The sequence below is a fragment of the Brevundimonas sp. genome, from assembly GCF_024711105.1.
GTDB lineage: Bacteria > Pseudomonadota > Alphaproteobacteria > Caulobacterales > Caulobacteraceae > Brevundimonas.
Genome location: NZ_JANJTL010000039.1, coordinates 1 through 22,017, shown reverse-complemented (window position 1 = coordinate 22,017; position 22,017 = coordinate 1). Strand labels below are relative to the sequence as shown.

General features: G+C 69.3%; 26 protein-coding genes. 13 read left to right on the top strand and 13 right to left on the bottom strand.

What is annotated here, in order from left to right; all coding sequences use genetic code 11:
- Positions 1-148: 148 nt before the first annotated feature.
- The 7 genes from Q0M60_RS02855 to purF all read left to right on the top strand — a co-directional run bounded on the left by Q0M60_RS02855 (position 149) and on the right by purF (position 6,560).
- Positions 149-631: an Hpt domain-containing protein gene (locus Q0M60_RS02855; RefSeq protein WP_296815668.1), complete on the top strand. Its 483-nt coding sequence runs from the start codon at positions 149-151 to the stop codon at positions 629-631.
- Positions 632-698: 67 nt separating this feature from the next.
- A complete protein-coding gene (locus Q0M60_RS02850; RefSeq protein ID WP_296815665.1) occupies positions 699-1,166 on the top strand; it encodes a peptidylprolyl isomerase in 468 nt (155 codons plus the stop codon).
- Between the two features lie 12 nt (positions 1,167-1,178).
- On the top strand, positions 1,179-2,213 hold the full coding sequence (gene alr / locus Q0M60_RS02845) for an alanine racemase (RefSeq protein ID WP_296815663.1): 1,035 nt from the start codon (positions 1,179-1,181) through the stop codon (positions 2,211-2,213).
- 110 nt (positions 2,214-2,323) lie between these two features.
- The gene (locus tag Q0M60_RS02840) at positions 2,324-2,980 is read left to right on the top strand and encodes a hypothetical protein (RefSeq protein WP_296815662.1); all 657 of its coding nucleotides are present in this window, start codon (positions 2,324-2,326) and stop codon (positions 2,978-2,980) included.
- Between the two features lie 126 nt (positions 2,981-3,106).
- Complete coding sequence (gene radA, locus Q0M60_RS02835) at positions 3,107-4,483, top strand: DNA repair protein RadA (RefSeq protein WP_296815660.1); 1,377 nt, start codon at positions 3,107-3,109, stop codon at positions 4,481-4,483.
- Positions 4,480-5,061 carry a CvpA family protein gene (locus Q0M60_RS02830; protein ID WP_296815658.1) on the top strand — a complete coding sequence of 194 codons (582 nt, stop codon included), beginning with the start codon at positions 4,480-4,482 and terminating at the stop codon, positions 5,059-5,061. Before radA ends, Q0M60_RS02830 begins: the two co-directional genes overlap by 4 nt.
- A gap of 5 nt (positions 5,062-5,066) precedes the next feature.
- Complete coding sequence (gene purF, locus Q0M60_RS02825; protein WP_296815657.1) at positions 5,067-6,560, top strand: amidophosphoribosyltransferase; 1,494 nt, start codon at positions 5,067-5,069, stop codon at positions 6,558-6,560.
- Here purF and Q0M60_RS02820 read toward each other — a convergent pair.
- A complete protein-coding gene (locus tag Q0M60_RS02820) occupies positions 6,557-7,357 on the bottom strand; it encodes an FkbM family methyltransferase (protein WP_296815655.1) in 801 nt (266 codons plus the stop codon). The two genes, purF and Q0M60_RS02820, sit on opposite strands and share 4 nt — an antisense overlap.
- 94 nt (positions 7,358-7,451) lie before the next feature.
- Between Q0M60_RS02820 and Q0M60_RS02815 the strand changes: the two genes are divergently transcribed.
- Positions 7,452-8,198, top strand: coding sequence for an SDR family NAD(P)-dependent oxidoreductase (locus Q0M60_RS02815; RefSeq protein ID WP_296815653.1), 747 nt, complete (start codon positions 7,452-7,454; stop codon positions 8,196-8,198).
- Here the strand turns inward: Q0M60_RS02815 and der are convergent.
- The 10 genes from der to Q0M60_RS02765 all read right to left on the bottom strand — a co-directional run bounded on the left by der (position 8,195) and on the right by Q0M60_RS02765 (position 15,427).
- Positions 8,195-9,778 carry a ribosome biogenesis GTPase Der gene (der, locus tag Q0M60_RS02810; protein ID WP_296815651.1) on the bottom strand — a complete coding sequence of 528 codons (1,584 nt, stop codon included), beginning with the start codon at positions 9,776-9,778 and terminating at the stop codon, positions 8,195-8,197. The genes Q0M60_RS02815 and der overlap by 4 nt on opposite strands.
- A 22-nt stretch (positions 9,779-9,800) precedes the next feature.
- The gene (locus tag Q0M60_RS02805; RefSeq protein WP_296815649.1) at positions 9,801-11,222 is read right to left on the bottom strand and encodes a PQQ-like beta-propeller repeat protein; all 1,422 of its coding nucleotides are present in this window, start codon (positions 11,220-11,222) and stop codon (positions 9,801-9,803) included.
- Between the two features lie 17 nt (positions 11,223-11,239).
- Positions 11,240-12,022 carry a tetratricopeptide repeat protein gene (locus Q0M60_RS02800; protein WP_296815648.1) on the bottom strand — a complete coding sequence of 261 codons (783 nt, stop codon included), beginning with the start codon at positions 12,020-12,022 and terminating at the stop codon, positions 11,240-11,242.
- Positions 12,023-12,237: 215 nt separating this feature from the next.
- Positions 12,238-12,651 carry a hypothetical protein gene (locus Q0M60_RS02795; protein WP_296815646.1) on the bottom strand — a complete coding sequence of 138 codons (414 nt, stop codon included), beginning with the start codon at positions 12,649-12,651 and terminating at the stop codon, positions 12,238-12,240.
- On the bottom strand, positions 12,638-13,210 hold the full coding sequence (locus Q0M60_RS02790) for an RNA polymerase sigma factor (RefSeq protein ID WP_296815644.1): 573 nt from the start codon (positions 13,208-13,210) through the stop codon (positions 12,638-12,640). Before Q0M60_RS02790 ends, Q0M60_RS02795 begins: the two co-directional genes overlap by 14 nt.
- Positions 13,211-13,238: 28 nt before the next feature.
- Positions 13,239-13,616, bottom strand: coding sequence for a DUF6249 domain-containing protein (locus Q0M60_RS02785; protein ID WP_296815642.1), 378 nt, complete (start codon positions 13,614-13,616; stop codon positions 13,239-13,241).
- 114 nt (positions 13,617-13,730) lie between these two features.
- Positions 13,731-14,057, bottom strand: coding sequence for a hypothetical protein (locus Q0M60_RS02780; protein WP_296815640.1), 327 nt, complete (start codon positions 14,055-14,057; stop codon positions 13,731-13,733).
- Positions 14,047-14,574, bottom strand: coding sequence for an RNA polymerase sigma factor (locus tag Q0M60_RS02775; RefSeq protein WP_296815638.1), 528 nt, complete (start codon positions 14,572-14,574; stop codon positions 14,047-14,049). The genes Q0M60_RS02780 and Q0M60_RS02775 overlap by 11 nt, the downstream gene beginning before the upstream one ends.
- Before the next feature lie 2 nt (positions 14,575-14,576).
- A complete protein-coding gene (locus Q0M60_RS02770; protein ID WP_296815636.1) occupies positions 14,577-14,978 on the bottom strand; it encodes a hypothetical protein in 402 nt (133 codons plus the stop codon).
- A 98-nt stretch (positions 14,979-15,076) separates the two neighbouring features.
- Positions 15,077-15,427, bottom strand: a complete 351-nt coding sequence (locus Q0M60_RS02765; protein ID WP_296815635.1) for an arsenate reductase — start codon at positions 15,425-15,427, stop codon at positions 15,077-15,079.
- A gap of 89 nt (positions 15,428-15,516) precedes the next feature.
- Here Q0M60_RS02765 and Q0M60_RS02760 point away from each other — a divergent pair, with 89 nt between their 5' ends.
- The 4 genes from Q0M60_RS02760 (at position 15,517) to Q0M60_RS02745 (ending at position 18,222) form a co-directional block, all read left to right on the top strand.
- On the top strand, positions 15,517-16,017 hold the full coding sequence (locus Q0M60_RS02760) for an LptA/OstA family protein (RefSeq protein WP_296815632.1): 501 nt from the start codon (positions 15,517-15,519) through the stop codon (positions 16,015-16,017).
- A gap of 103 nt (positions 16,018-16,120) precedes the next feature.
- The gene (locus Q0M60_RS02755; protein WP_296815629.1) at positions 16,121-16,609 is read left to right on the top strand and encodes a VOC family protein; all 489 of its coding nucleotides are present in this window, start codon (positions 16,121-16,123) and stop codon (positions 16,607-16,609) included.
- A gap of 1 nt (position 16,610) precedes the next feature.
- Positions 16,611-17,258 carry a glutathione S-transferase family protein gene (locus Q0M60_RS02750; protein WP_296815627.1) on the top strand — a complete coding sequence of 216 codons (648 nt, stop codon included), beginning with the start codon at positions 16,611-16,613 and terminating at the stop codon, positions 17,256-17,258.
- Positions 17,259-17,331: 73 nt separating this feature from the next.
- Complete coding sequence (locus Q0M60_RS02745) at positions 17,332-18,222, top strand: DMT family transporter (protein WP_366855463.1); 891 nt, start codon at positions 17,332-17,334, stop codon at positions 18,220-18,222.
- On the opposite strand, the gene Q0M60_RS02740 is transcribed toward Q0M60_RS02745, so the two are convergent.
- Both Q0M60_RS02740 and Q0M60_RS02735 read right to left on the bottom strand, forming a co-directional pair.
- Positions 18,219-19,256 carry a 2OG-Fe(II) oxygenase gene (locus Q0M60_RS02740; RefSeq protein ID WP_366855461.1) on the bottom strand — a complete coding sequence of 346 codons (1,038 nt, stop codon included), beginning with the start codon at positions 19,254-19,256 and terminating at the stop codon, positions 18,219-18,221. The genes Q0M60_RS02745 and Q0M60_RS02740 overlap by 4 nt on opposite strands.
- 66 nt (positions 19,257-19,322) lie before the next feature.
- A complete protein-coding gene (locus Q0M60_RS02735) occupies positions 19,323-19,877 on the bottom strand; it encodes a superoxide dismutase family protein (protein WP_296815624.1) in 555 nt (184 codons plus the stop codon).
- Between the two features lie 102 nt (positions 19,878-19,979).
- Between Q0M60_RS02735 and gyrA the strand changes: the two genes are divergently transcribed.
- A partial coding sequence (gene gyrA / locus Q0M60_RS02730) for a DNA gyrase subunit A (RefSeq protein WP_296815623.1) occupies positions 19,980-22,017 on the top strand: 2,038 nt, incomplete at its 3' end.

Genomic DNA, 22,017 nt, shown 5'->3' with positions numbered 1-22,017 from the left:
GAGCGGCGCGATCTGAGAATGACAATGCTGTTCGACGCCGACCGCACCTATGAGGAGCGCGTCCTGGCCGAGCAATTCGCTTCCTGAGCGGTCACAAGTCCTTAAGCCGTCGCATGCATGATGCGCTCGTCCTGTGTGGAGCGTATCCGTGACCAAACCCGCTGCTCAGTTCATCCAGCCGCCCAATACCCTGCGCCTCAAGGTTGGCGGAGGCGGGTTCGGCATCGACGCCGCGGCGGTCGCCCGGGCCGAGGCCGCGCTGAAGGACCTGTCGTCGCAGTTCGGCCAGTGGCTGAACGACGAGGTCTCCAAGCTGGAGGCGGCCCGCGGTGAAATCCGGATGGTGGGGGTGATGCCCCAGACGATGGAGCAGCTCTACATGCGCGCGCACGACCTCAAGGGTCTGGGCGCTACCTATGAATATCCGATCGTCACCCGCATCGCGGGCTCGCTCTGCAAGCTCATCGACAGCGATGTGCGGATGAAGGCGCCGCTCTATCTGGTCGACGCCCACATCGACGCCATCAAGGCCGTGGTGCGCGACGGCATCCAGACGGACGAGCATCCGGTCGGCGGCGCGCTCGCGGCCGAGCTGGAATCCAAGACCAAGGAACACCTCGCGGGCCTCTGAGGCCGAAAAGCGGGTTTCCTCCCCCGGCGGCGAAGCCTAGAAGGCGGCCTTCTCCAAGGAGCCGCCGATGTCCGACCTGCCGCAAACCCTGACCTTCACCATCGACACGGGCGAGACCCAGGGCGATGTCGTCATCCGGCTGCGCTCCGACCTGGCGCCCGGCCACGTCCAGCGCATCTCCGAGCTGGCCAACGAGGGCTTCTACGATGGCGTGGTCTTCCACCGGGTGATCCCGGGCTTCATGGCCCAGGGCGGCGATCCCACCGGCACGGGCACCTCGGGCTCCAAGAAGCCCAACCTGAAGCAGGAGTTCTCGGACGCGCCGCACGTGCGCGGCGTCTGCTCCATGGCCCGGACCTCGGACCCGAACAGCGCCAACAGCCAGTTCTTCATCTGCTTCGACGACGCGCGCTTCCTGGACCGGCAGTACACGGTCTGGGGCGAGGTCACCGAGGGCATGGACATCATCGACGCCCTGCCCAAGGGCGAGCCGCCGCGCAATCCGGGCAAGATCGTCAAGGCCACGGCGGCCTAAGCACCTTCCCCAATGCCCTCCCCGGCCCGGCTCTTCGTCGACCTGGACGCGCTGGCGGCCAACTTCCACACGCTGACGCGGGTGGCCGGGGCGCCTGTGCACCCGGTAGTCAAGGCGGACGGCTACGGCCTGGGAGCGGCGGCTGTAGCCCGGCGCCTGCTGGCCGAGGGGGCGGACACCTTCTTCGTCGCCCGCGTGGGCGGCGGGGAGGCGCTCAGGAAGGCGGTCGGGTCGAAGCCGATCATCTACGTTCTCGACGGCTGCGGGCCCAAGGACGTGCTGAGGCTCCAGGCCTCGCAGCTGAGGCCGGTGCTGAGCTCGCTGGAGCAGATCAAGCGCTGGCTAGGGTCCGACGGGGGACCGTGCGGGCTTCATATCGACACGGGCATGAACCGGCTCGGCGTCCGGCCGGAGGAGGCGCCTGAGCCCTTCGCCGGACTGGAGATGGTGGTCAGCCACCTGGCCTGCGCGGACGAGCCGGGACACCCGATGAACCGGGCCCAGCGGGCGGCCTTCGAACTGGCGGCGCGGAAATACCCGGGAACGGTGCGGTCGTTCGCCAACTCTGGCGGGGTGTTCCTCGGGCCGGACTTCATTTTCGACGCGGTGCGACCCGGGGTCTGCCTCTATGGGGGCGGGCCCGAGGGACGGCCTGACGAGCGCATCCGGCCGGTCGCCAGGTTCACGGCGGACATCCTCCAGGTCCGGGACCTGCTGGCCGGCGAGACGGTCGGCTACGGCCGGACCTTCGAGGCCGATCGGCCGATGATGGTGGCCACGGTGGCCGCGGGCTACGCGGACGGGGTCCTGCGCAGCTGGTCCCCGCGCGGCCGCGTCTTCGTCGGCGGAGAACTGAGGCCGGTGGTGGGCCGCATCTCCATGGACCTCATGTGCGTCGACGTGACCGGGCTTGAGGTCACGGCCGGGGACACGGTCGAACTGTTCGGCCCCAACCATCCGGTCGACGTCGCGGCGTCCGAGGCCGGGACCATCGCCTATGAGCTGCTGACCTCGGTGAGCCCGCGCGTGCCTCGGGTATACGTGTAATGCTGATGCTCGACCGCTCGGCCTTGAGAGAACATTGACTCTCGAGTTCCGGACGCGCAGTCTTCACCTTTCAGTTGAGTGAGTGCATCCGCCAGCCCTTGAGGTCTGCGATGGCAATCGACTGGCTCGACATCTTCACCAAACTTTCGGCGGGCATCTACACGCTTGAGGAGGCGGCTAAGGTCGCCGGCGTGAGTGTTGCGCATCTTGAAGCGCAGGTCCTGACCGCCTCCCGCTCGGGTACGGGCCGGATGGCCGAACTCGCTGGCAGGATCATCGCCCGCTACGGCATCACGGAACTTGGAGCCGCGGCGGCAGGATCCGCGGCGGGAACGACAGCGGCGACAACGGGAGGTGTCAGCCTCGCCACCGTGGTTGGGGGCATAGTGGTCTTCGCCCTCCTGGCGGGAGGCGTCTACGTTCTTTCAGGTCAGCTTGGCAGGATGTCCGCCGACGACCCGGTCCAGGCTGGACCAGCGATGCTGAATCGCGCCGAGTCCGGCGACGATGCGCAGACACCCGTTTGCCCGGAACAAGTTCAGACGGCTCGCAAGTGTCCTTGGTCCCCCGAAGGGTACACCGTCGAGCCCTGTGGCCCTGGCTTCTGTTACGACAGCGGCCCGCGCGGCACCGGCGCCTGCGAGCAGGAGAACCAGAACGTGCCCAACGCGCATGTGGGCTACACACTGGAAATCATCTGCAATGATGGCTTCCCGAACGCGGTGCGCGACCCCTGCACCAACGTGATCCTGCGCTGCGAGGCCTAGCAGCCAGCCTTGAGATACAAAGTCGCCTAGCCGGTCGCAGGTCGCGCAGCTGCGACCGTGTCTGTCGCAGCTCTGCCCCATCCCCGATCCGCCGCAGAATCAGCGCGGCTCTGATAAGGGATTTCCATGGCCCGCGACGGCGCGATCTATGTCTGCCAGGCTTGCGGCGCGGTCCACGCCAAGTGGGCCGGCCAGTGCGGCGCGTGCCAGGCGTGGAACACCCTGGTGGAAGAGACCCAGGCGCGGCCGCCGGGCGCGCTGAAGCCCTCGCGCGGACGGGGTCTGGGTTTCGAGGACCTGAGGTCCGAGACGCCCGAGCCGCCGCGCCTGATGACCGGCGTGGCCGAATTCGACCGCGTCTGTGGCGGCGGGGTTGTGCCGGGATCGGCCATCCTGCTGGCCGGCGATCCGGGCGTTGGGAAATCGACCCTTCTGCTGCAGGTGACGGCCCAGGCCGCCAAGGCGGGCGCGAAGGTCGCCTACATCTCGGGCGAAGAGGCGGTCGAGCAGATCCGCTCTCGCGCCGCGCGCATGGGCCTGGCCGACGCGCCGGTGAACCTGGCCGCCGAGACGAGCCTGCGCGAGATCCTCGACGGGCTGAAGCGCGACAGCTTCGATCTGGTCATCATCGACTCCGTTCAGACCCTGTGGAGCGACGCCCACGAGGCCGGGCCCGGCTCCGTCACCCAGGTGCGCGCCTGCGCCGGCGAACTGGTGCGACTGGCCAAGCGCAAGGGTGTGGCCATCGTGCTGGTCGGCCATGTCACCAAGGAGGGTCAGGTCGCCGGGCCCCGCGTGGTCGAGCACATGGTCGACGCCGTCCTCTCCTTCGAGGGCGAGCGGGGCTATCCGTTCCGCATCTTGCGCGCCGGCAAGAACCGCTTCGGCGCAACCGACGAGATCGGCGTCTTCGAGATGGGGGACCGGGGCCTGAACGAGGTCTCCAACCCGTCCGCCCTGTTCCTCGGCGAAGGCGGCGAGCGGGCGGCGGGCTCCGTGGTGTTCGCCGGCATCGAGGGGTCCCGTCCGGTGCTGGTCGAGGTCCAGGCCCTGGTCGCGCCGTCCGCCTACGGCACGCCGCGCCGGGCTGTGGTCGGCTGGGACAACGGCCGGCTGGCCATGGTGTTGGCCGTGCTGGAGGCGCGCTGCGGCCTCGGCTTCGGAGACAAGGACGTCTATCTGAACGTGGCGGGGGGCCTGCGCATTTCAGAGCCGGCGGCCGACCTGGCGGCGGCGGCGGCGCTGGTGTCCTCGGCCCTCGATCGCCCCCTGCCCCAGCGCTGCGTCGTCTTCGGCGAGATCAGCCTGTCGGGCGAGGTCCGGGCCGTGAACCGGATGGAGTCGCGGATGAAGGAAGCGGCCAAGCTGGGATTCGACCTGGCGCTGGGGCCGGCGGCCGCCGCCGAGGCCAGGGTGCTGGACGTCGCGTCCGTATCGCGCCTTGCCGAAGCGCTCGAGCGCATTGATGATGGGGCCTTCGCAGGCGGACCGCGCGGCAGATGACCGGATACGATCTCTTCGCCGTCATCGTGATCCTCTTCTCCGCGATGGCGGGCTGGGTTCGCGGCGGCGCGCGCGAGATCATCAGCCTGTTCTCCTTCGTGCTGGCGGCCCTCATCGCGCTCGTCGCCCTGCCGGTGACCGGGCCGCTCGGGCGAGGGATTTTCGATCCTGACTGGGTCGGGACGGTGCTGGCGGCGGTGCTGACCTTCTTCTTCGTCTACTTCGGGGTCCGGCTGCTCGGCGCCTGGGCCAGCCGGTCGATGCGCGAGCACCAGCAGCTGGGCCCCGTCGATCGCGGCGTCGGCGTGGCCTTTGGGCTTGCCCGGGCGCTGGTCATGCTGGGCGTGATCCACCTGATCTTCTACGCGGCCCAGACGCCGGACAGGATTCCGGGCTGGTACCGCGAGGCGGCTGTTCATCCGATCGCCACGGGCTCGGCCCGCGCCATCCAGGCCGTGCTGCCGGGGATCGGACGGGCGGCGGACAGCGTTACGCCAACGGTGACGGATTCGGTGCGCCGGGGCGCCTCGGACTCGTCCCAATCATCTGATACAGAGGCGGCCTCCCAGCCCGGATAATGACCATGACCGCCCTCCCCAGCGGCCCTGTTCCGCATCGCGATCCCGATGACGACACCCTGCGCCTCGAGTGCGGGGTCTGCGGCGTGTGGGGCGCGACCGCGGACGAAGCCTCGTCGATCGTCGCGCTGGGCCTGCATGCGCTTCAGCACCGGGGCCAGGAGGCCTGCGGCATCGCCAGCGTGGCGGACGAGCGGTTCCATACCGAGCGGCACATGGGTCTGGTCGGGGAGGCCTTCGGCGGCTCGGACCTGTCCAAGCGCATGCCGGGGACGGCGGCGGTCGGCCACACCCGCTATTCGACCGCGGGCGGCAGCTTCCTGCGCAACATTCAGCCGATGTTCGCGGACCTCGACTCCGGCGGCATCGCGCTGGCGCACAACGGCAACCTGACCAACTTCCTGCAGCTGCGGAACCAGCTGGTCGGCGAAGGCGCCATCTTCCAGTCGACCTCGGACTCCGAGGTGATCCTGCACCTGATCGCGCGCAGTCGCCGCGCCAAGACGGTGGACCGCTTCATCGATGCGCTCAGCCGTATCGAGGGCGGCTACGCCCTGGTCGCACAGACGCGCCACAAGATGATCGGCGCGCGCGACCCGCTGGGCATCCGGCCGCTGGTGCTCGGCAGGCTGGGCGAGGCCTGGGTGCTGGCCTCCGAGACCTGCGCGCTCGACATGATCGGCGCCACGTTCGAGCGCGACGTCGAGAACGGCGAGGTCATCGTCGTGGACCGCCAAGGCCTGCGGTCGATCAAGCCCTTCCCCGAGCGCACGGCCCGGCCGTGCCTGTTCGAGTACGTCTATTTCTCGCGGCCGGATTCGGTGGTGAACGGCCGCTCCGTCTACGAGGTCCGCAAGGCCATGGGCCGGGGCCTCGCGCAGGAGCACGGCGTCGAGGCCGACATCGTGGTGCCGGTGCCGGATTCCGGCGTGCCCGCCGCGCTCGGCTACGCTCAGGAGAGCGGCCTGCCCTTCGAGATGGGCATCATCCGCAGCCACTACCTGGGCCGCACCTTCATCCAGCCGAGCCAGGGCGCGCGCCAGCTCGGCGTGCGCATGAAGCACAGCCCCAACAAGTCCGCCTTGGCCGGCAAGCGGGTGGTGCTGATCGACGACTCCATCGTGCGCGGCACGACCTCACTGAAGCTGGTCCGCGCCGTGCGCGCGGCGGGCGCGGCGGAGGTTCACCTGCGCTCGGCCAGCCCGCAGATCCTGTATCCGGACTTCTACGGCATCGACATGCCGGACCGTGACCAGCTGATGGCCGCGAACCTGAGCCTGGAGGAGATGCGCGAGAAGCTGGAGGTGGACACGCTGGGCTTCCTGTCGATCGACGGCCTCTACCGCGCCATGGGCGAGCCGGGCCGCAACAACGCCGCCCCGCAGTTCACCGACCACTATTTCACCGGCGACTATCCGACCCGTCTGATCGACCGGGAGATGGAGGAAGGCGGCCGCGACGTGGTCAGCCGCCAGCTGTCTCTGCTGGTTAGCGCCTAGGCGGGCGACCGCACCTCGACACTGAAGTTCTTGGGCCGGCGCTTCAGGAAGATGCGCCGGAACAGGGCCCCCCGGCTGAACGGCTCGCCCGTGCTCGACAGGCTGACCGGACCGACGGTCCCCAGACTCTCGATCGCCGACAAGGTGGCGTCAAAGGTGGCGCGGCGGGCAGCCAGCGGCCCCGAGGTCTTGCGGACGTCATTCCAGTACGAGCGCGGGTGAAGGGACAGATGCACGGCGGCCTTCCGCTCGCGGGCGAAGCGGATCAGGTCATCGAGGATGCGGTACTCGTGACCCTCGATGTCGACCTTGAGGATGACACGGTTAGCCTGGCCCACCGCCGCGTCGATCTCGGCCATGGTCAGGGCGCGCACGGTGACGGCCTCGCCCTCGCCGATCGACGAGGTTTCCGAACCGCCGAAGCCGTCCGGGGCATAGAGCTTCAGCTCGCCCGAATTGCGGTCGACCGCGGCGTTCCACACCTCGACGTTCGAGGCGTTCGCGGAGGTATTGGCCAGGAGTTCGGAATGGGCGACGGGATCCGGTTCTAGCGCAATGACCCGCGTCACGCGCGGGGCGGCGTAGAGCGAGACCGGACCGATCCAGGCGCCGATATCGACCAGCACGGCGCCTGACTCGGCGGTGACGGCGTCCAGGAAGCGGAAGGTCTCATCCTCCCAGCGGCCCGCCTCGGCGGCGCGCCAGAATTCGGCGATGCGGGGCCGATCGCCGACGACACGGAGTCGGCGGTCGTTCAGCGTCACCTCGATCATCTGTGGACCCCCGAGTTCGGGCATGAATCGTCCCCACTTTCCTCGCAGCCGATCAATCACATCCTGATCGCGGACGCGACACCTTCACGCAGAGCGATTAGCCGCTAGAAGGCAGGGCATGATCAAGGACGGCTCCTCCCCCCTCTCCGGCCGCATCGCCGTCGTCACCGGCGCGTCGCGCGGGATCGGTTTCGCCACGGCCCTGGCCCTGGCCAAGGCCGGCGCGCACGTGGTCGCGGCCGCACGCACGCAGGGCGGGCTGGAAGAGCTGGACGACGCCGTCTTCGCCGCAACGGGCCAGCACGCGACGCTCGTGCCCTTCGACCTGGTGGACGGCGGCGCGATCGACCGGCTGGGAGGGGCGATCTACGAGCGCTTCGGCCGCATCGACGCCTGGGTGCACACGGCCGCGACCATGGGCGCAGCGGGCCTGACGCCGGTCAGCCACGCGGACCTGAGGGACTTCGCCCGGGTCGAGAAGGTCAACTTCACCGGCGTCTATCGACTGATCCGCTCGTTCGAGCCGTTGCTGCGGGCGTCGGACGCCGGGCGGGCCGTCTATGTGACCAGCAGCGTGGCGCAGGCGGCCAAGGCCTTCTGGGGCGCCTATGCGGCGACCAAGGCGGGGGCCGAGACCCTGGTGCGCTGCTGGGCCGACGAGATCGAGAACACGCCGATCCGCGTGGCCGTGGTCGATCCGGGCCGCATGCGCACCCAGCTGCGCGCCCAGGCCTACCCGGGTGAGGATCCGGCGATCCATCCCGAGCCGTCCGAGATCGGACCCTTGATGGTCGAGCTGTGCCGGCCGGACCGGACGCCGCCCGGGCTGGTGAGCTTTCCGGAGTGGAAGGCTGCGCGCGCCTAGCGCTTGGGCTTGCCCGACTGGCCGGTGCGCACGCGGCCCGACCGGCTGACCTGGCGGGCGCCGCCCCGGGCGCGCTTGCCGACCAGGGCCGAGCCGCCGGACTTGCCGGACGCCGCGGCCTTCACGCCACTGACCGTCTTGGTCTTCGGCTTCCGCTTGGAGACGGCCTTGGGTTGGGCGTCCGCGGCCTTCTCGGAGGCCCGGCGCTTGGCGCGGGCGCCCTCGCGGGCCGGGGCCTTGTCGCCACCCTCTGCATAGGGGTTAGCGCCCGACTTGACCGTCAGCCGCATCGGCACGCCGGGCAGGTCGAAGCTTTCGCGCAAGCTATTGATCAGATAGCGCCGGTAGTGGTCGGGCATCTGGGTGGCGCGGCTGGCGAAGAGGACGAAGGTCGGCGGCCGGGCCTTGGTCTGGGCCATGTATTTCGGCTTGATCCGGCGGCCGTCGACGGCGGGCGGCGGGTGACGCTGGACCGCCAGCGCCAGCCAGTCGTTGAGGTCGCGGGTCTTCACCTTGGCCGACCACTGGCGGTGGGCGTCGAGCACGGCGGGCATCAGCCGGTCGACGTGCCGGCCGGTCAGGGCCGACAGGGCCACCAGCGGCGCGCCGCGCAGCTGCGGCAGCTTGCGGTCGGCCTCCTCGCGCATCTCCTTGAGCCGGTCGCCGCCGTCCTCGACCTTATCCCACTTGGCCAGGCAGTAGACGAGCGCGCGGCCCTCGCGCTCGACCAGGTCGGCGAGCTGCAGGTCCTGGGTGTCGAAGGCGTGCTCCTCGTCCATGACGAGCACGACGACCTCGGCGAAGGTGATGGCGCGGATGGTGTCGGCGACCGAGAGCTTCTCCAGCTTCTCGTTGACCTGGGCCTTGCGGCGCAGGCCGGCGGTGTCGACCAGGCGGATCGGCCGGCCGTTCCATTCAAAGTCGACCGAGATCGAATCGCGGGTGATGCCGGCCTCGGGGCCGGTGAGCAGGCGGTCTTCGCCGATCAGGCGGTTGACCAGGGTCGACTTGCCGGCGTTCGGGCGGCCGATGATGGCGACCATGACGGGCTTGCCGGCCTCGTCCTCGTCTTCGAGGTCTTCCTCCGGCTCGTAGCGCAGGACCGCCTGGTAGAGGTCGGCCATGCCCTCGCCGTGCTCGGCGGACAGGGCGACGGGCTCACCGAAGCCGAGGGAGTTGGCCTCGCCGACGCCGAGGTCCTCTGCCCGGCCTTCGGCCTTGTTGGCGACGAGGATGACCGGCTTGTCGCGCCGCTGGCGCAGCAGCTCGGCGAAGATGCGGTCGAGCGCCACGACGCCCTCGCGGGCGTCGACCACGAAGAGCACCACGTCGGCCTCGTCGACGGCCAGCTCGGTCTGGCGGCGCATGCGCGCCTCCAGGCTCTCGTCGGAGACGTCCTCGAAGCCGGCGGTGTCGATCAAGGTGAGTTCGAGGTCGCCCAGAACGCCGCGCGCATAGCGGCGGTCGCGGGTCACCCCCGGCCTGTCATCGACGATGGCCAGCTTCTTGCCGACCAGGCGATTGAACAGCGTGGATTTGCCGACGTTCGGCCGTCCGACGATCGCGACCTTGAGGCTCACGTGATCGAACGGCCTCCCGGACCTAGCGGATAGCCACGAGCTGACCTTCGTCGGTCAGCACGTAGATCATGCCGTTGTAGGCGATGGGGGCGATGTAGGCTGGGCCGCCGAGGTTCAGGCTGGCCTGCTCGGCGCCCGAGCGGGCGTCAACCGCGACCGCCTGGCCGTCGGAATTCACGAGGATCAGCCGGTTGGTGGCCAGCAGCGGGCCGCTCCAGATCGGACGCACCGTGCGGTCGCCGATGCCTAGCAGGCCGCCTTCCTGGCGCGTCCGCTCGGCGTTCAGGTCGGTGATCCAGTAAACCTGGCCGTTCTCGCGATTGATGGTGATCAGTTCCCCGGCCTTGGAGACGACATAGACCACGTCACCGGCGGCCCAGGGGGCGTTCAGGGTCGCGATCGGCAGCTGCCAGCGCGGCGTTCCGGTGCGCACGTCCATGGCCGCGAACAGGCCGGAGTGGCTGCCCGCATAGACCGAGCCGCGATAAATCACGGGCCGGCCGGCGATGTCGCGGATCTCGGACAGGGCGTTGGTGCGGTTCGTCCGCGACAGCACCTGCTGCCACAGCGGTTGGCCGTTGGTGACGCGCAGCGCCACGAGTTCGCCCGACGAGAAGGGCGCGATGATCGTCTCGCCGGTGACCGCCGCGCTCGAGGCGCGCAGGATGCGGGCGGGTTCGGCGATGGCCTGATAGGACCAGCTCTGGTCCCCGGTGTTCACGTCGAAGGCCAGGATCTGGTTGTCCACGTCCACCGCGAAGACGCGGCCGGCGGAGACCGTCGGCGCACCGTGGACCGGGCTCTCCGTCGCGGTGGTCCAGACCAAATCGCCCGTCGCGGCGTCGAGCGCAGCCACCTGGCGCAGGCCGGAGGTCACGAACACCTTGCCGCCAAAGAAGGCGACACCACCGCCGAAGCCCTGGTCGTCGCGATCGCCGCCAAAGCCGAAGAAGCCGCCGTTGCGGGCTTCGGCGCCACGCAGCTCATGCCGCCAGATGGTCGCGCCGGTCGCCGCATCCACGGCCGAAACCGTGGCGTGGCCGTCCATGACGTAGATGCGGCCCTCCGCCGCCACGATCGGCGACATCACCTGGGTGGTGCGGCCGGAGCCCTGGCCGATGTCGCGGCGCCAGGCGATCTGGAAATTCTCGCCGGCCTGGGCGTGCTCGATCGACTGCTCCGCGGTGCCGCCAGGCAGGGCCCAGCTGGTCACGGCCTGGGGAGTCGGGATGGTGAAGGTGCGACCCGCCAGCGCGGTCGACGGCGTGACCGTCTCCTCGAAAGTCAGGATCGAGACGCGATCGCCTTCGGACGCTACAGCCTGGCGTTCGTTGCCGTCTCCGCCGAACGGCCAGAGGTTGCGGGCGGTATTGCTCACGGTCGAGCAGCCGGCGACGGCCAGGGACAGGCCAAGGGTCGCGGCGATCTGGATGCGGCGGTTCATGGGTCGGACCTGGGCCTTCATTGACCGGCGGGCGGGGTTGCGGGCGCGCCAGGAGCCTGGCCGCCCTGGGCGGGAGCGCCGGGACGTTGCGCCTCGGTTTCAGCGGCTTCGGCGGCGCGCGCCGCGGCCTCGACGATGCCGGGCAGGGACGCGGCCACGCCGGATTCGATCATGTTGAGCGCCGCCTGCGCGCGCTGGCGCAGGGACTCCGGGGTCTCCAAGTCGAGCGTCAGGGCCTGGAACCCGCTGCGGGCGGTGTCCGCCTGACCATGCTGGAGCCGCGCCAGGGCCAGGGCTTCGCGGGCCTGATAGCGAAACGGGCGATCATCACCAGTCAGGGGCTCGAGCCGGGCCGTGATGTCCTCGAGGGAGGCCGTGTCCATGAGCAGCCAGGCCGCCTTGAGGCCGGCGATGTCGGCGATCATCGGCTCGCCGGTGGCCTCGGCCGCCTGGTCGAACAGGGCGATGGCCTCTTCGGTCTCGCCCTGGTTGATGCGGAGTCCGGCGCGCTGCATGAGCGCCAGGGCGCGGTAGGGCGCGTTGCCCGCGGCCTCGACCTCCACGAAGGCAGCTTCGGCGGCAGCTTCGTTCTCGGACTGAAGCGCTTCCATGCCGCGGGCGTAGGCCTCCGACGCCTCCGCGCCGGTCCAGCCCTTGCGCGCGTCGAAGAACCAGAAGCCGAGCGCGATCAGCAGCAGGACCCCGGCGACTGCCGCCGCCACGGGCCACCAGCGCCTGAAGAGCGCATTCCACTTTTCGGCCCGGAGGTTCTCCTCGACCTCTTCAAAGACATCCGACAAGACTGAGAATCTCCCCTGACCCCGATAGGGGCGGAAACCGAAAGCGCCGCGAACCTAGAGGCTCACGGCGCCCGCCGCAATCAATGCTCACAACCCAAACTGGGCTTTTTGTCGACGCGGCGCCGCTGTGAGGGGAATCCGCGCCCGTCCCTCCCGGGCGGCCGGGCCCTCTGCCGCTGCTCGCCCCGGGCTGAACCGGGGCGAGCCGTCAGACGTCAGGCGTTCACGTTGCGGGTGGCGGTGAAGGCGGCGGCCAGGATCAGGCCGGCGGACGCCAGCCAGAACAGGGGCATGCTCGGGAGGGCCGCGAGGTCCTGGCCCATCCCCAGGGTCTGGAGCAGGTCCAGATACTGACCCCAGTCTCCGCCGGCCACCGTCGGACCGGCATCCGGCGTGGTGACTCCGGCGGGACGGTTCGACAGGTTCAGGGTGAAGCCGGAGCCTACCGCCTGCTGCACCGCCAGCACGCCGCCGACCAGGCCGGCCGCGCCGACCACCACGGTGCGGATCCTGGATCCGCGGGCCAGGCGACGCTCCACCCGGTGGGCGAAGGTCTCGCCGCCGTCCAGCGCGGGCGGCCGGGCGAACAGCCGCTCGATCTCACCATCAAAGGCGTCAGGCCCCGACATGAGCTCGCCTCCCTTCCGGCGCCGGCCCGGCGTCCAGCCGGGCTCGAAGTTTATCCAGACCACGTTTGACATGAGACTTCACCGTACCCAGCGGCAAATTCGTGGCGGCCGCTATTTCGGAGTGGGTCAGGCCGGCTCCGTGACAGAGCGAGACGCAGACCCGTTCGATTTCGCTGAGGCTCTTCAGCGCCTGGTCGAGGTCGATGGCGCGGGAGCGGTCGGGGGTTTGATCCGGCTGGTCGTCGAGCTCGGCCTGGTCGGCCCAGCGCGCTTCCCGGCTGCGGCGCTTGATGTAGAGGCGCGCCGCGATCTTTCGGACCCAGGCCGCGAACGACCCTTCGCCCCGGAACTCGCTGCACCGTTCGAACGCCTGGATGAAGGCGTCCTGGGCGACGTCGTCGGCGAGCGAGGCTTCCGCCCCCATCCGCCTCAGCAGGCCCCGGACCGAGGCCGAGTGACGCCGCACCAGTTCGCCGAACTCCCGCCGGCCGCCGGCCGCCGCGAAGGCGGCCAGCTCCAGGTCGTGGAACCCCGACAGGCTGGATGTTGTGACCGACATGGCCGTTGGTCTCCGCCCAGCCCGCGCCTCAGTCCTTGGTCTTGTTGAAGAAGCTGAGGATGATGAAGGCCAGGCCGATGAAGCCGGGGATGGCCGCGATGCCCATCAGCGGATGCATGGCCTCATTCTCCACGTAGGAGGTGGCGTAGCCGAAGGTGGCGACGCCCAGGGCGATGGCGACCCAGATCACGCCGGTGCGCAGGTCGGTATGGGCCGTGGCGGGACGCTTGGTCGACCGGGCGATGGCGTCCACCAGCTCGGGCGGCAGGGGCTGGCCCTTGTCGAGGGCGTGACGGACCGTCTGCTGCATCTCGGCGCGCTCGCGGCTCTTGTAGAAGGACGGCACCAGCACGATCGCGACGATCATCGCGAAGAAGCCCAGCGGCACCAGGATTTCGACACCCATTGCAGTATTCCTCGTTCTCTCGGCGAAGCGTCGCGCCCGCCTTCTGATGGGAAGAGGCTGCGAGCGAGGCCGCCGGATGCGAAGCTTCGCATGAAATCTTCGTAAGGCGCGAGCCTAGAGGCGCGGCGTCAGCATCCGGGACGGCAGCCGAGCCCAGGCGGACAGGTCGGCCCGCGCCAGGCGGCGTGCCGCCCAGACCAGCACGAGGACCGAAGCCGCAACGCCGGTGACCGAGGACGGGGCTGCCGCCGGCTCGCCGAGATGGGGCGCCGCGAGCCACAGCAGCACGGCCGACAGGACGGCCCAGGGCAGGAGCGCCAGCAGGCTGAACAGGAGGCGCCGCCGCGCGACCCGCTCCATCACAGCGGCCTGGAAGCCGAAGTCGCGGGCCGGGACCGAGCTGTCGGCCAGCAGGCGCTTGAGACGTTCGTCAGCGTCCATCGGACTCTCCCAGGACTTCCAGCAATCTAGCGCGGGCGCGGGCCAGATGCGACTTCACCGAACCGAGCGGCAGACTCAGAGCCTCAGCGGCCTCGGAATGAGACCAGTCCTGCGCCAGGCAGAGCGCCGCGACGGCGCGCTGGTCGGGGCTGAGCGCCGCCAGGGCCCGCTCCAGCGCCATCCGGTCCGCGTGAGACTCCGAGACCGACTGCGGCCGGGTCTGGAGCCAGGCCCCGTCCCTCGCCTCCCCGCGCCGGGTCGAGCGCATGCGGGTCAGGACCTTCTTCCAGGCGATGCCGAACAGCCAGCTTCGGAAACCGGCGGGCTCCTTCAGGCGGCGCAGGGCCGTCCAGGCCGTGACGAACGCCTCCTGCGCCACATCCTCGGCGTCCGCGCCGCAGGCCCGGCGCAGGAAGGCGCGAAGGGCCTGCTGATGTCGGTGCACCAGCAGGCCGAACGCCTGGTCCGATCCCGCAAGCGCCGCCCTGACCAGGGCGGCGTCGTCCCCCCTCTCCATGCTTACGGCTTGGGCCGCCGGAAGCTCACGGCCGCGACGATCGAGGCGAGCGCCAGCGCGGCCAGGACGATCGAGGCCAGGAACAGCATGTTGTTGAAGCCGTCGTCGCCGAACAGGTTGATGCTCGAGACGTAATAGAGGCCCGCCGCCAGCGCGCCGAAGAGCACGACCTGGTACCAGCCCCAGTTCTGGCGCGGCCCGGCCGGGGCGCCGTCCTCGTCGACCGGCCGCTCCAGAGCGCGGATCAGCTCGGCGGGCGGCTCCTTGCCGGCGTCGGCGTAGGACTTGATGAGGTCGATGGTCGCCCGTTGCCGACGATAATTCAGCAGGCTGTTCCAGCCTGCTCCAATGAACCACGCCAGCGGAAACACCAGCCACCAGAAGCGCTCCAGAAACTCCCACATGATCGTTCGTCCCGACTTGCCGGGATCGGCCCAGCGCCGTCCCTCTGATCACTGATCGCCGCCGACGCCCGGATCGGATGCACGGGCGGCGAAAAAAATCATCGGCCCAACGCGGCGGCGTAGATCTCCGGCTTGAAGCCAGCGATGCGGCGGTCGCCCAGGTCCAGGATCGGCCGCTTGATCATGGAAGGTTGCGCCAGCATCAGCCGCACCGCCTTGGCCGCGTCTAGATCGGACTTGTCCGCGTCGGTCAGGGCGCGAAATGTCGTGCCGGATCGGTTCAACACCGTCTCCCAGCCGAGCTCACCCACCCAGGCCTCCAGCCGAGACTGGTCGATCCCCTGCTTCTTGTAGTCGTGAAAGGCGTGTGCCACGCCGCTCTGGTCCAGCCAGACGCGAGCCTTTTTGACGGTGTCGCAGTTGGGAATTCCGTAGAGAGTGGGGGTCACGCGATATCTCCGTCAGTCCGCCCAAGATGAGCCGATTCCGGCCTGCCCTCGCCATTGCCAAGCGCGCTCGGTTCGCCGACCTTGGGCGGATGAAATCCCTGCTCGGTTTCGCCGGTCTTTTCCTGCTTTTCGCGTATCCGGCCCAGGCACAGATATCGCCGGGAGGCGGGCCGATCACCGCGGGAGCCGATGACGTCGACGCCATCGAGTCTGAGCGTGTGGTGATCTGGCGCGGCCGCGTCGATGCGATGCAGGGTGAGAACCGCCTGCGCACCGATGAGCTGCGCATCTATTACGAAGCGGCCCGGCCGGGTTCGGACAGCGCCATGGGCAACGACGTCGAACGGATCGAGGCGGATGGAAACGTCTTCTACGTCACGCCCACCCAGGTCGCCCGGGGCGACCGGGCCGTCTGGACCAGCGCGAGCGAGACCCTGGTCATCACCGGAGACGTGATTCTGACGCAAGGCATGAACGTGCTGCATGGCAGCAGCCTCACGATCTGGGTCGCGACCGGCCGCGCTGTAATGGAGGGCGCGCCCACGGAGGAAGGTCGGCGCGTGCGCGGCGTGTTCTATCCAGACGAATAGATTCCCCCTCCCCGAGGTTTCTGACGCCGGGATGTCGCAATCAGGGCTTCCCGTTCGTCCTGGGGATGACGGCGGACGGGACCGCCGGTGACGGAGAGAGACGATGGCGACCGCGAAGGCCAAGATCACCCCCTGCCTGTGGTTCGACGGGCAAGCCCTGGAGGCGGCCGAGTTCTACTGCGGCCTGTTCCCCAACTCGCGCGTGGATCACGTGCAAAAGACGCCGATCGACACGCCCGGCAACAAGGCCGGCGATGTGCTGGTGGTGGAGTTCACCCTCAATGGCCAGAGCTTCTCCGGGCTGAACGGGCCGCCCATCTTCCAGTTCAGCGAGGCGGTGTCGTTCCAGATCGACTGCGCCGACCAGGCGGAGGCCGACCGCTTCACTGAGGCGCTGTCGTCCGTGCCGGAGGCGGAGCAGTGCGGCTGGGTCAAGGACCGCTACGGCCTGTCCTGGCAGATCATCCCGCGGCGGATGATCGAGCTGCTGAGCGACCCCGACCCCGCGCGCGCCAAGCGGGCCATGGAGGCCATGCTGAGCCAGAAGCGGATCGACGTGGCGGCGATCGAACGGGCGGCGGACGGAAACTGAGATGAAGCTCTACGCCCACCCCTTTTCCTCCTACTGCCAGAAGGCGCTGATCGCGCTGTACGAGAACGACATTCCGTTCGAGTTCAGGTTCCTCGAGGACCCGGGCGCGATGGAGGAGCTGGCGGCGCTGTGGCCGATCAAGCTGTTCCCGGTGCTCGTCGACGGCGACCGCACGGTCATGGAGGCGACCTCGATCATCGAGCACCTGCATGTCCACCACCCCGGCCCGGTGCGCCTGATCCCCGAGGATCCGGCCGCCGCGGTCGAGGTGCGCATGATGGACCGCGTCTTCGACAACTACGTCGCCACGCCCCAGTCCAAACCGGTCTTCGACGCCATCCGCGGCGAAGGCGACCGCGACCCGTTCGGCGTGGCCCAGGCCATGAAGACGCTCGACACCATCTACGCCTGGCTCGACCGGCGCATGGCGGGCCGCGAGTGGGCGACCGACCATGGCTTCAGCCTGGCCGACTGCGGGGCGGCGCCCTTCCTGTTCTACGCAGACTGGACCCGGCGAATTCCGGAAGAGCTGACCCACCTGAAGGCGTATCGCGCCCGACTGCTCGCGCGGCCGTCGGTGGCGCGCTGCGTCGATGAGGCGCGGCGGTTCCGGCACTATTTTCCGCTCGGCGCGCCGGACCGCGACTAGGCCTCGCAATCCGAAACGGGATGTGTAGCGGACGGCTCTCGCCCGGCGACGCGGGCCGAGCTAGGCGAGGGTCGTGAACGCCGACCGGATGACCCTGCCTGAAGTGGCCGCGCTGGCGGCCATCGTCCTGATCTGGGGGATCAACAACGCTGCGGCCATGGTCGCGACCGATGTCCTGCCGCCGTTGCTGGTGGCGGCGCTGAGGTTCGCCATCGCCGCGATCGTTCTGGCGCCGTTCCTGCGGCCGCCCTTTCCCAATCCCAGGACCCTGCTGGCGCTGGTCCTGCTCGGAGGACCGATCCATTTCGGCTTGATCTACGTCGGCTACTGGCTGGCCGAGGACCTGAGCCCGTTCGTGGTGGCCCAACAGATGTGGATTCCGTTCACTGCGCTGGTCGCCTTCCTGCTGTTGGGCGAGCGGCTGAAACGGCTGGCAGTGGCCGGCCTCGTGGTCGCCTTTGTCGGGGTGGCCTGGATGACGGCGGATCCGCGCGCCATCCGGGACGTGCTGCCGATCATCATCGGCCTGGTCGGAGCGCTGGCCTGGGCGGTGGCGACGGTGCTGGCCCGGCGCAGCCGGGGCGTGTCCCCCTTCAAGATGCAGGGCCTGCTGGCGGTCGGCACGGCGCCGATCATGATCGCCGGCACCCTGCTGTTCGAGAGCGGCCAGTGGACCGCCATCCGCCGCGCCGACGCCCTGGTCTGGGCGAGCGTCCTGTGGGCGGGCCTGATCTCCTCGATCATCGCCACCGCCCTGCTGTTCTGGCTGGTGCAGAAGCGGGAGGCCGGGCGGGTGACGCCCTATCTGCTGGCGACCCCGCTGGTGTCCTGCCTGATCGGCGTGGCCTTCCTCGGCGATGTTCTCACGCCGCAGATCCTGACCGGCGGGCTGGTGGCGATGCTGGGCGTGGCCCTGGTCGCCCTGGCCGAGCGCGGCCTGCGCGTCGGCGCCGCCAAGGCCTAGGACGCTGCTCCCGCCCGGTATTCGCCCAGGCCCGGCTCCAGGAAACCGGCGTTGGCCTCACGGATCTTCGCGGCCTCCTCGTCGTAGAGGAAGGGCAGGAAGGCGAAGCGCCGGCCCTTCGTCACCGGCGTGGCCTCGTGCAGCAGCGAGCAGGAGAAGACCACCGCCCCGCCGACCGTGGGCCGGTAGGTACGCGAGCCGTACTCCGGAAAGCGCAGGTCCCCCCCGTCGAAGTCTGAGTTGAGATTGATCGAGACCGCGAAGCGCCGGTGCGCCGTGCCCTTGGTCGTGTTGTCCCGGTGCGGCCGGAACCAGCCGCCGCTGTCGGCCTCGTAGCAGCCGATCAGATAGCGCTCCATGCGCGTCGGCTTGTACTGGAATGCCTTCTCGATCTGCGGTACCAGCCGGCGCAGGATGCGGGCGCGGGCCTGGGACTTGAGGTCGCCGTCCTCCAGATGGACGTCGGAACGCCGCTTGTGACGGTCGTCCATCATCAGCCGGGTGACCCCGTCGACCTCCCGCATAAAGCCGGACGGCTCGCCGCCCTCGGCCTCGTAGTGGTCGATCAGGGCCTTGCAGAAGGCCGGCTCGAAGATGCGCGGCACGGCCAGCACTGGCGCGAAGGTCTGTGGCCCGGCGTGCAGGTCCGGCGGCGGCAGACGGCCGACCTCTTCCAGCAGCCGCTCGGCGCCCGGCGCACCTGCGATGGCGACGATGCGCAGGGTCGGATCGACCAGGGCCCAGCGCCCCTCCTCGCCCACGCCGTAAAGCTCGGCGGCCCTGCCCTCGGCGTCGAAAAGCCAGCGAACGCCGGGCAACTGGTCCTGGCAGGCTTCGCGCCATTCCGGCGTATCAGGCACGATCCCGAAGAAGCTGGCATGGACGTCATCGAAGCGCGCACGCACCTTCGCCGCGAGGTCCAGCGCGGCGCGCACCTCACCCTCCGCGCGTCCAGGAATGGCGAGCACGAGATAGCGGCCGGCGGCCGTGTCGAGGGCGTAGTTGGGGTTCGAGGCGCTGGCGGCCTTGAACATTGGGGCGGGATCGCCGGGCATGAGCGTCATGCGGCCATGACGCCCAGCGCGGCGGCGCCTGTCAAATCACGAGCCTGCCGGGATGAGAACCGCACAGGCGATACGGGCGCCGGCGCCGCCGATCGGCTGGGTCACATGGTCGTCGGCGCTGGCGTGGATGACCAGGGCGAGACCGTCGGCGTTGGTCGCACCGTGGTCTCCGGCAAGGGCCGGGGAAGCGAGATAGACCTCGGCCCGCGCGACGCCGTCCGCGTGGGCGTAGACGTTCTGCAGATCGCCATGGTCAGGGCCGCCGTCGAAGTTCAGCAGGCCGTGCGGTCGCTGGGTCTGCGGGTGGTTCACATGGCCACCCGCCGACTGGAAGCCGGGACCCTCGCACGTGCCGACCGCGTGCAGATGCGCGCCGTGCCAGCCCTGAGGCCAGTTCTCGCCCTCGATGCGGAGGAGCACGCCTTGGGGCCCGTGAAGCATGGTCACGCGACCGGCGGGAGACCCATCCGACAGCCGAATTTCGACCGTGATCGGAGACTCCGGACCCGTCGGCGCAGGCTGCTGGACCACGGTCGCGCACGCAGTCGATCCGAAAGCGAAAAACGTCATGCCTATCAACAGCTTGCGCATCAGCCAAAACCCTCTGATTCCCAGCAGCCAAGTTTGCCCCGCCGGCCTCTAAATGCTAACAACCCGTGAGCGCTTATCGCTCCGATTCCCGAAGAAATTTCCTTGACCGACGATATCGACGACCACGCCTCGCAAGACGGCGGCCGGGGGGACATCGCCCCCATCGCCATCGAGGACGAACTCAAGAAGTCCTACCTCGACTACGCCATGAGCGTGATCGTCTCGCGCGCCCTGCCGGACGCGCGCGACGGCCTCAAGCCCGTGCACCGGCGCATCATCCACTCGATGTACGAGAGCGGCCAGACGGCGGACAAGAAGCACGTCAAGTCGGCCAACATCGTCGGCGCAGTGATGGGTCAGTATCACCCGCACGGCGACCAGGCGATCTACGACGCCCTGGTGCGGATGGCCCAGCCGTTCTCGATGAACATCCTGCTCGTCGACGGCCAGGGCAACTTCGGCTCGGTGGACGGCGATCCCCCGGCGGCCATGCGCTACACGGAATCGCGCATGACCAAGGTCGCCGAGGCCCTGATCGACGACATCGACAAGGGCACGGTCGACTTCCAGGAAAACTACGACGGCGCCCGGCTGGAGCCGATGGTGCTGCCGGCGCGGTATCCGAACCTGCTGGTCAACGGCGCGGGCGGCATCGCCGTCGGCATGGCCACCAACATCCCGCCTCACAACATGGGCGAGATCATCGACGCCACGGTCGCCCTACTGGACGATCCGGACATCGCGACCGAGACCCTGCTGGAGATCGTGCCGGGGCCGGACTTCCCGACCGGTGGCGAGATCCTGGGCCGCACGGGCGCGCGCAACGCCCTGCTGACCGGCCGGGGCTCGGTGGTCGTGCGCGGCAAGGCGACGATCGAGACGATCCGCAAGGACCGCGAGGCCATCATCATCACCGAGATCCCGTATCAGGTGAACAAGGCCACCCTGCAAGAGCGGATCGCCGAACTGGTCCGCGAGAAGCGGGTCGAGGGCATCTCCGACGTCCGCGACGAGAGCGACCGGCGCGGCATGCGCATCGTGGTCGAGCTGAAGCGCGACGCGCCCGGCGACGTCATCCTGAACCAGCTCTACCGGTTCACGGCGCTGCAGAGCTCGTTCGGCGTCAACATGCTGGCGCTGAACCGCGGCAAGCCCGAGCAGATGGGCCTGCGCCAGCTGCTGGAAATCTTCCTGGACCACCGGGAAGAGGTCGTCATCCGGCGCACCAAGTTCGAACTGGCCAAGTACCGCGACCGCGGCCACGTGCTGGTCGGCCTGGCCGTGGCCGTGGCCAACATCGACGAGGTTGTGGCCCTGATCCGCGCGGCCAGTGACCCGGCCGACGCGCGCGAGCAGTTGCAGGCCAAGGCCTGGCCGGTCGGCGACATGATCGCCCTGGTCGAGCTGATCGCCGATCCGCGCTCCATCGTGCTGGAGGGCGGCACGATCCGCCTGACGGACGAGCAGGCCCGGGCCATCCTGTCGCTCACCCTGTCGCGCCTGACCGGCCTGGGCCGCGACGAGATCTTCGAGGAGGCGCGCGAGGTGTCGGCCGCCATCCAGGAGCGGCTGACGCTGCTGTCGGATCGCGCCAACATCCTGGCGGTGGTGCGCGAGGAGCTGATCGCCGTGCGCGACCAGTTCGCCATCCCCCGCCGCACCGAGATGGTCGTGGGTGACTTCGAGGTCGAGTACGAGGACCTGATCCCGCGCGAGGACATGGTCGTGACCGTGACCCACGGCGGCTACGTCAAGCGCACGGCCCTGTCCGACTATCGGACCCAGCATCGCGGCGGCAAGGGCAAGGCCGGCATGCGGATGAAGGACGAGGACGCCGTCGTCGGCGTGTTCTCGGCCTCGACCCACACGCCGGTGCTGTTCTTCGCCACCAACGGCAAGGCCTACAAGCTGAAGACCTGGCGCCTGCCGCTGGGGGCCGCCAACTCGCGCGGCAAGGCGTTCGTGAACCTGCTGCCGATCGAGCCCGGCGACACCATCATGAACGTCCTGCCCCTGCCCGAGGACGAGGCCACCTGGGACGGCTATGACATCATGTTCGCCACCAAGTCGGGTGACGTGCGCCGCAACAAGCTGTCGGACTTCGCCAGCGTGAACCGCGCCGGCAAGATCGCCATGAAGC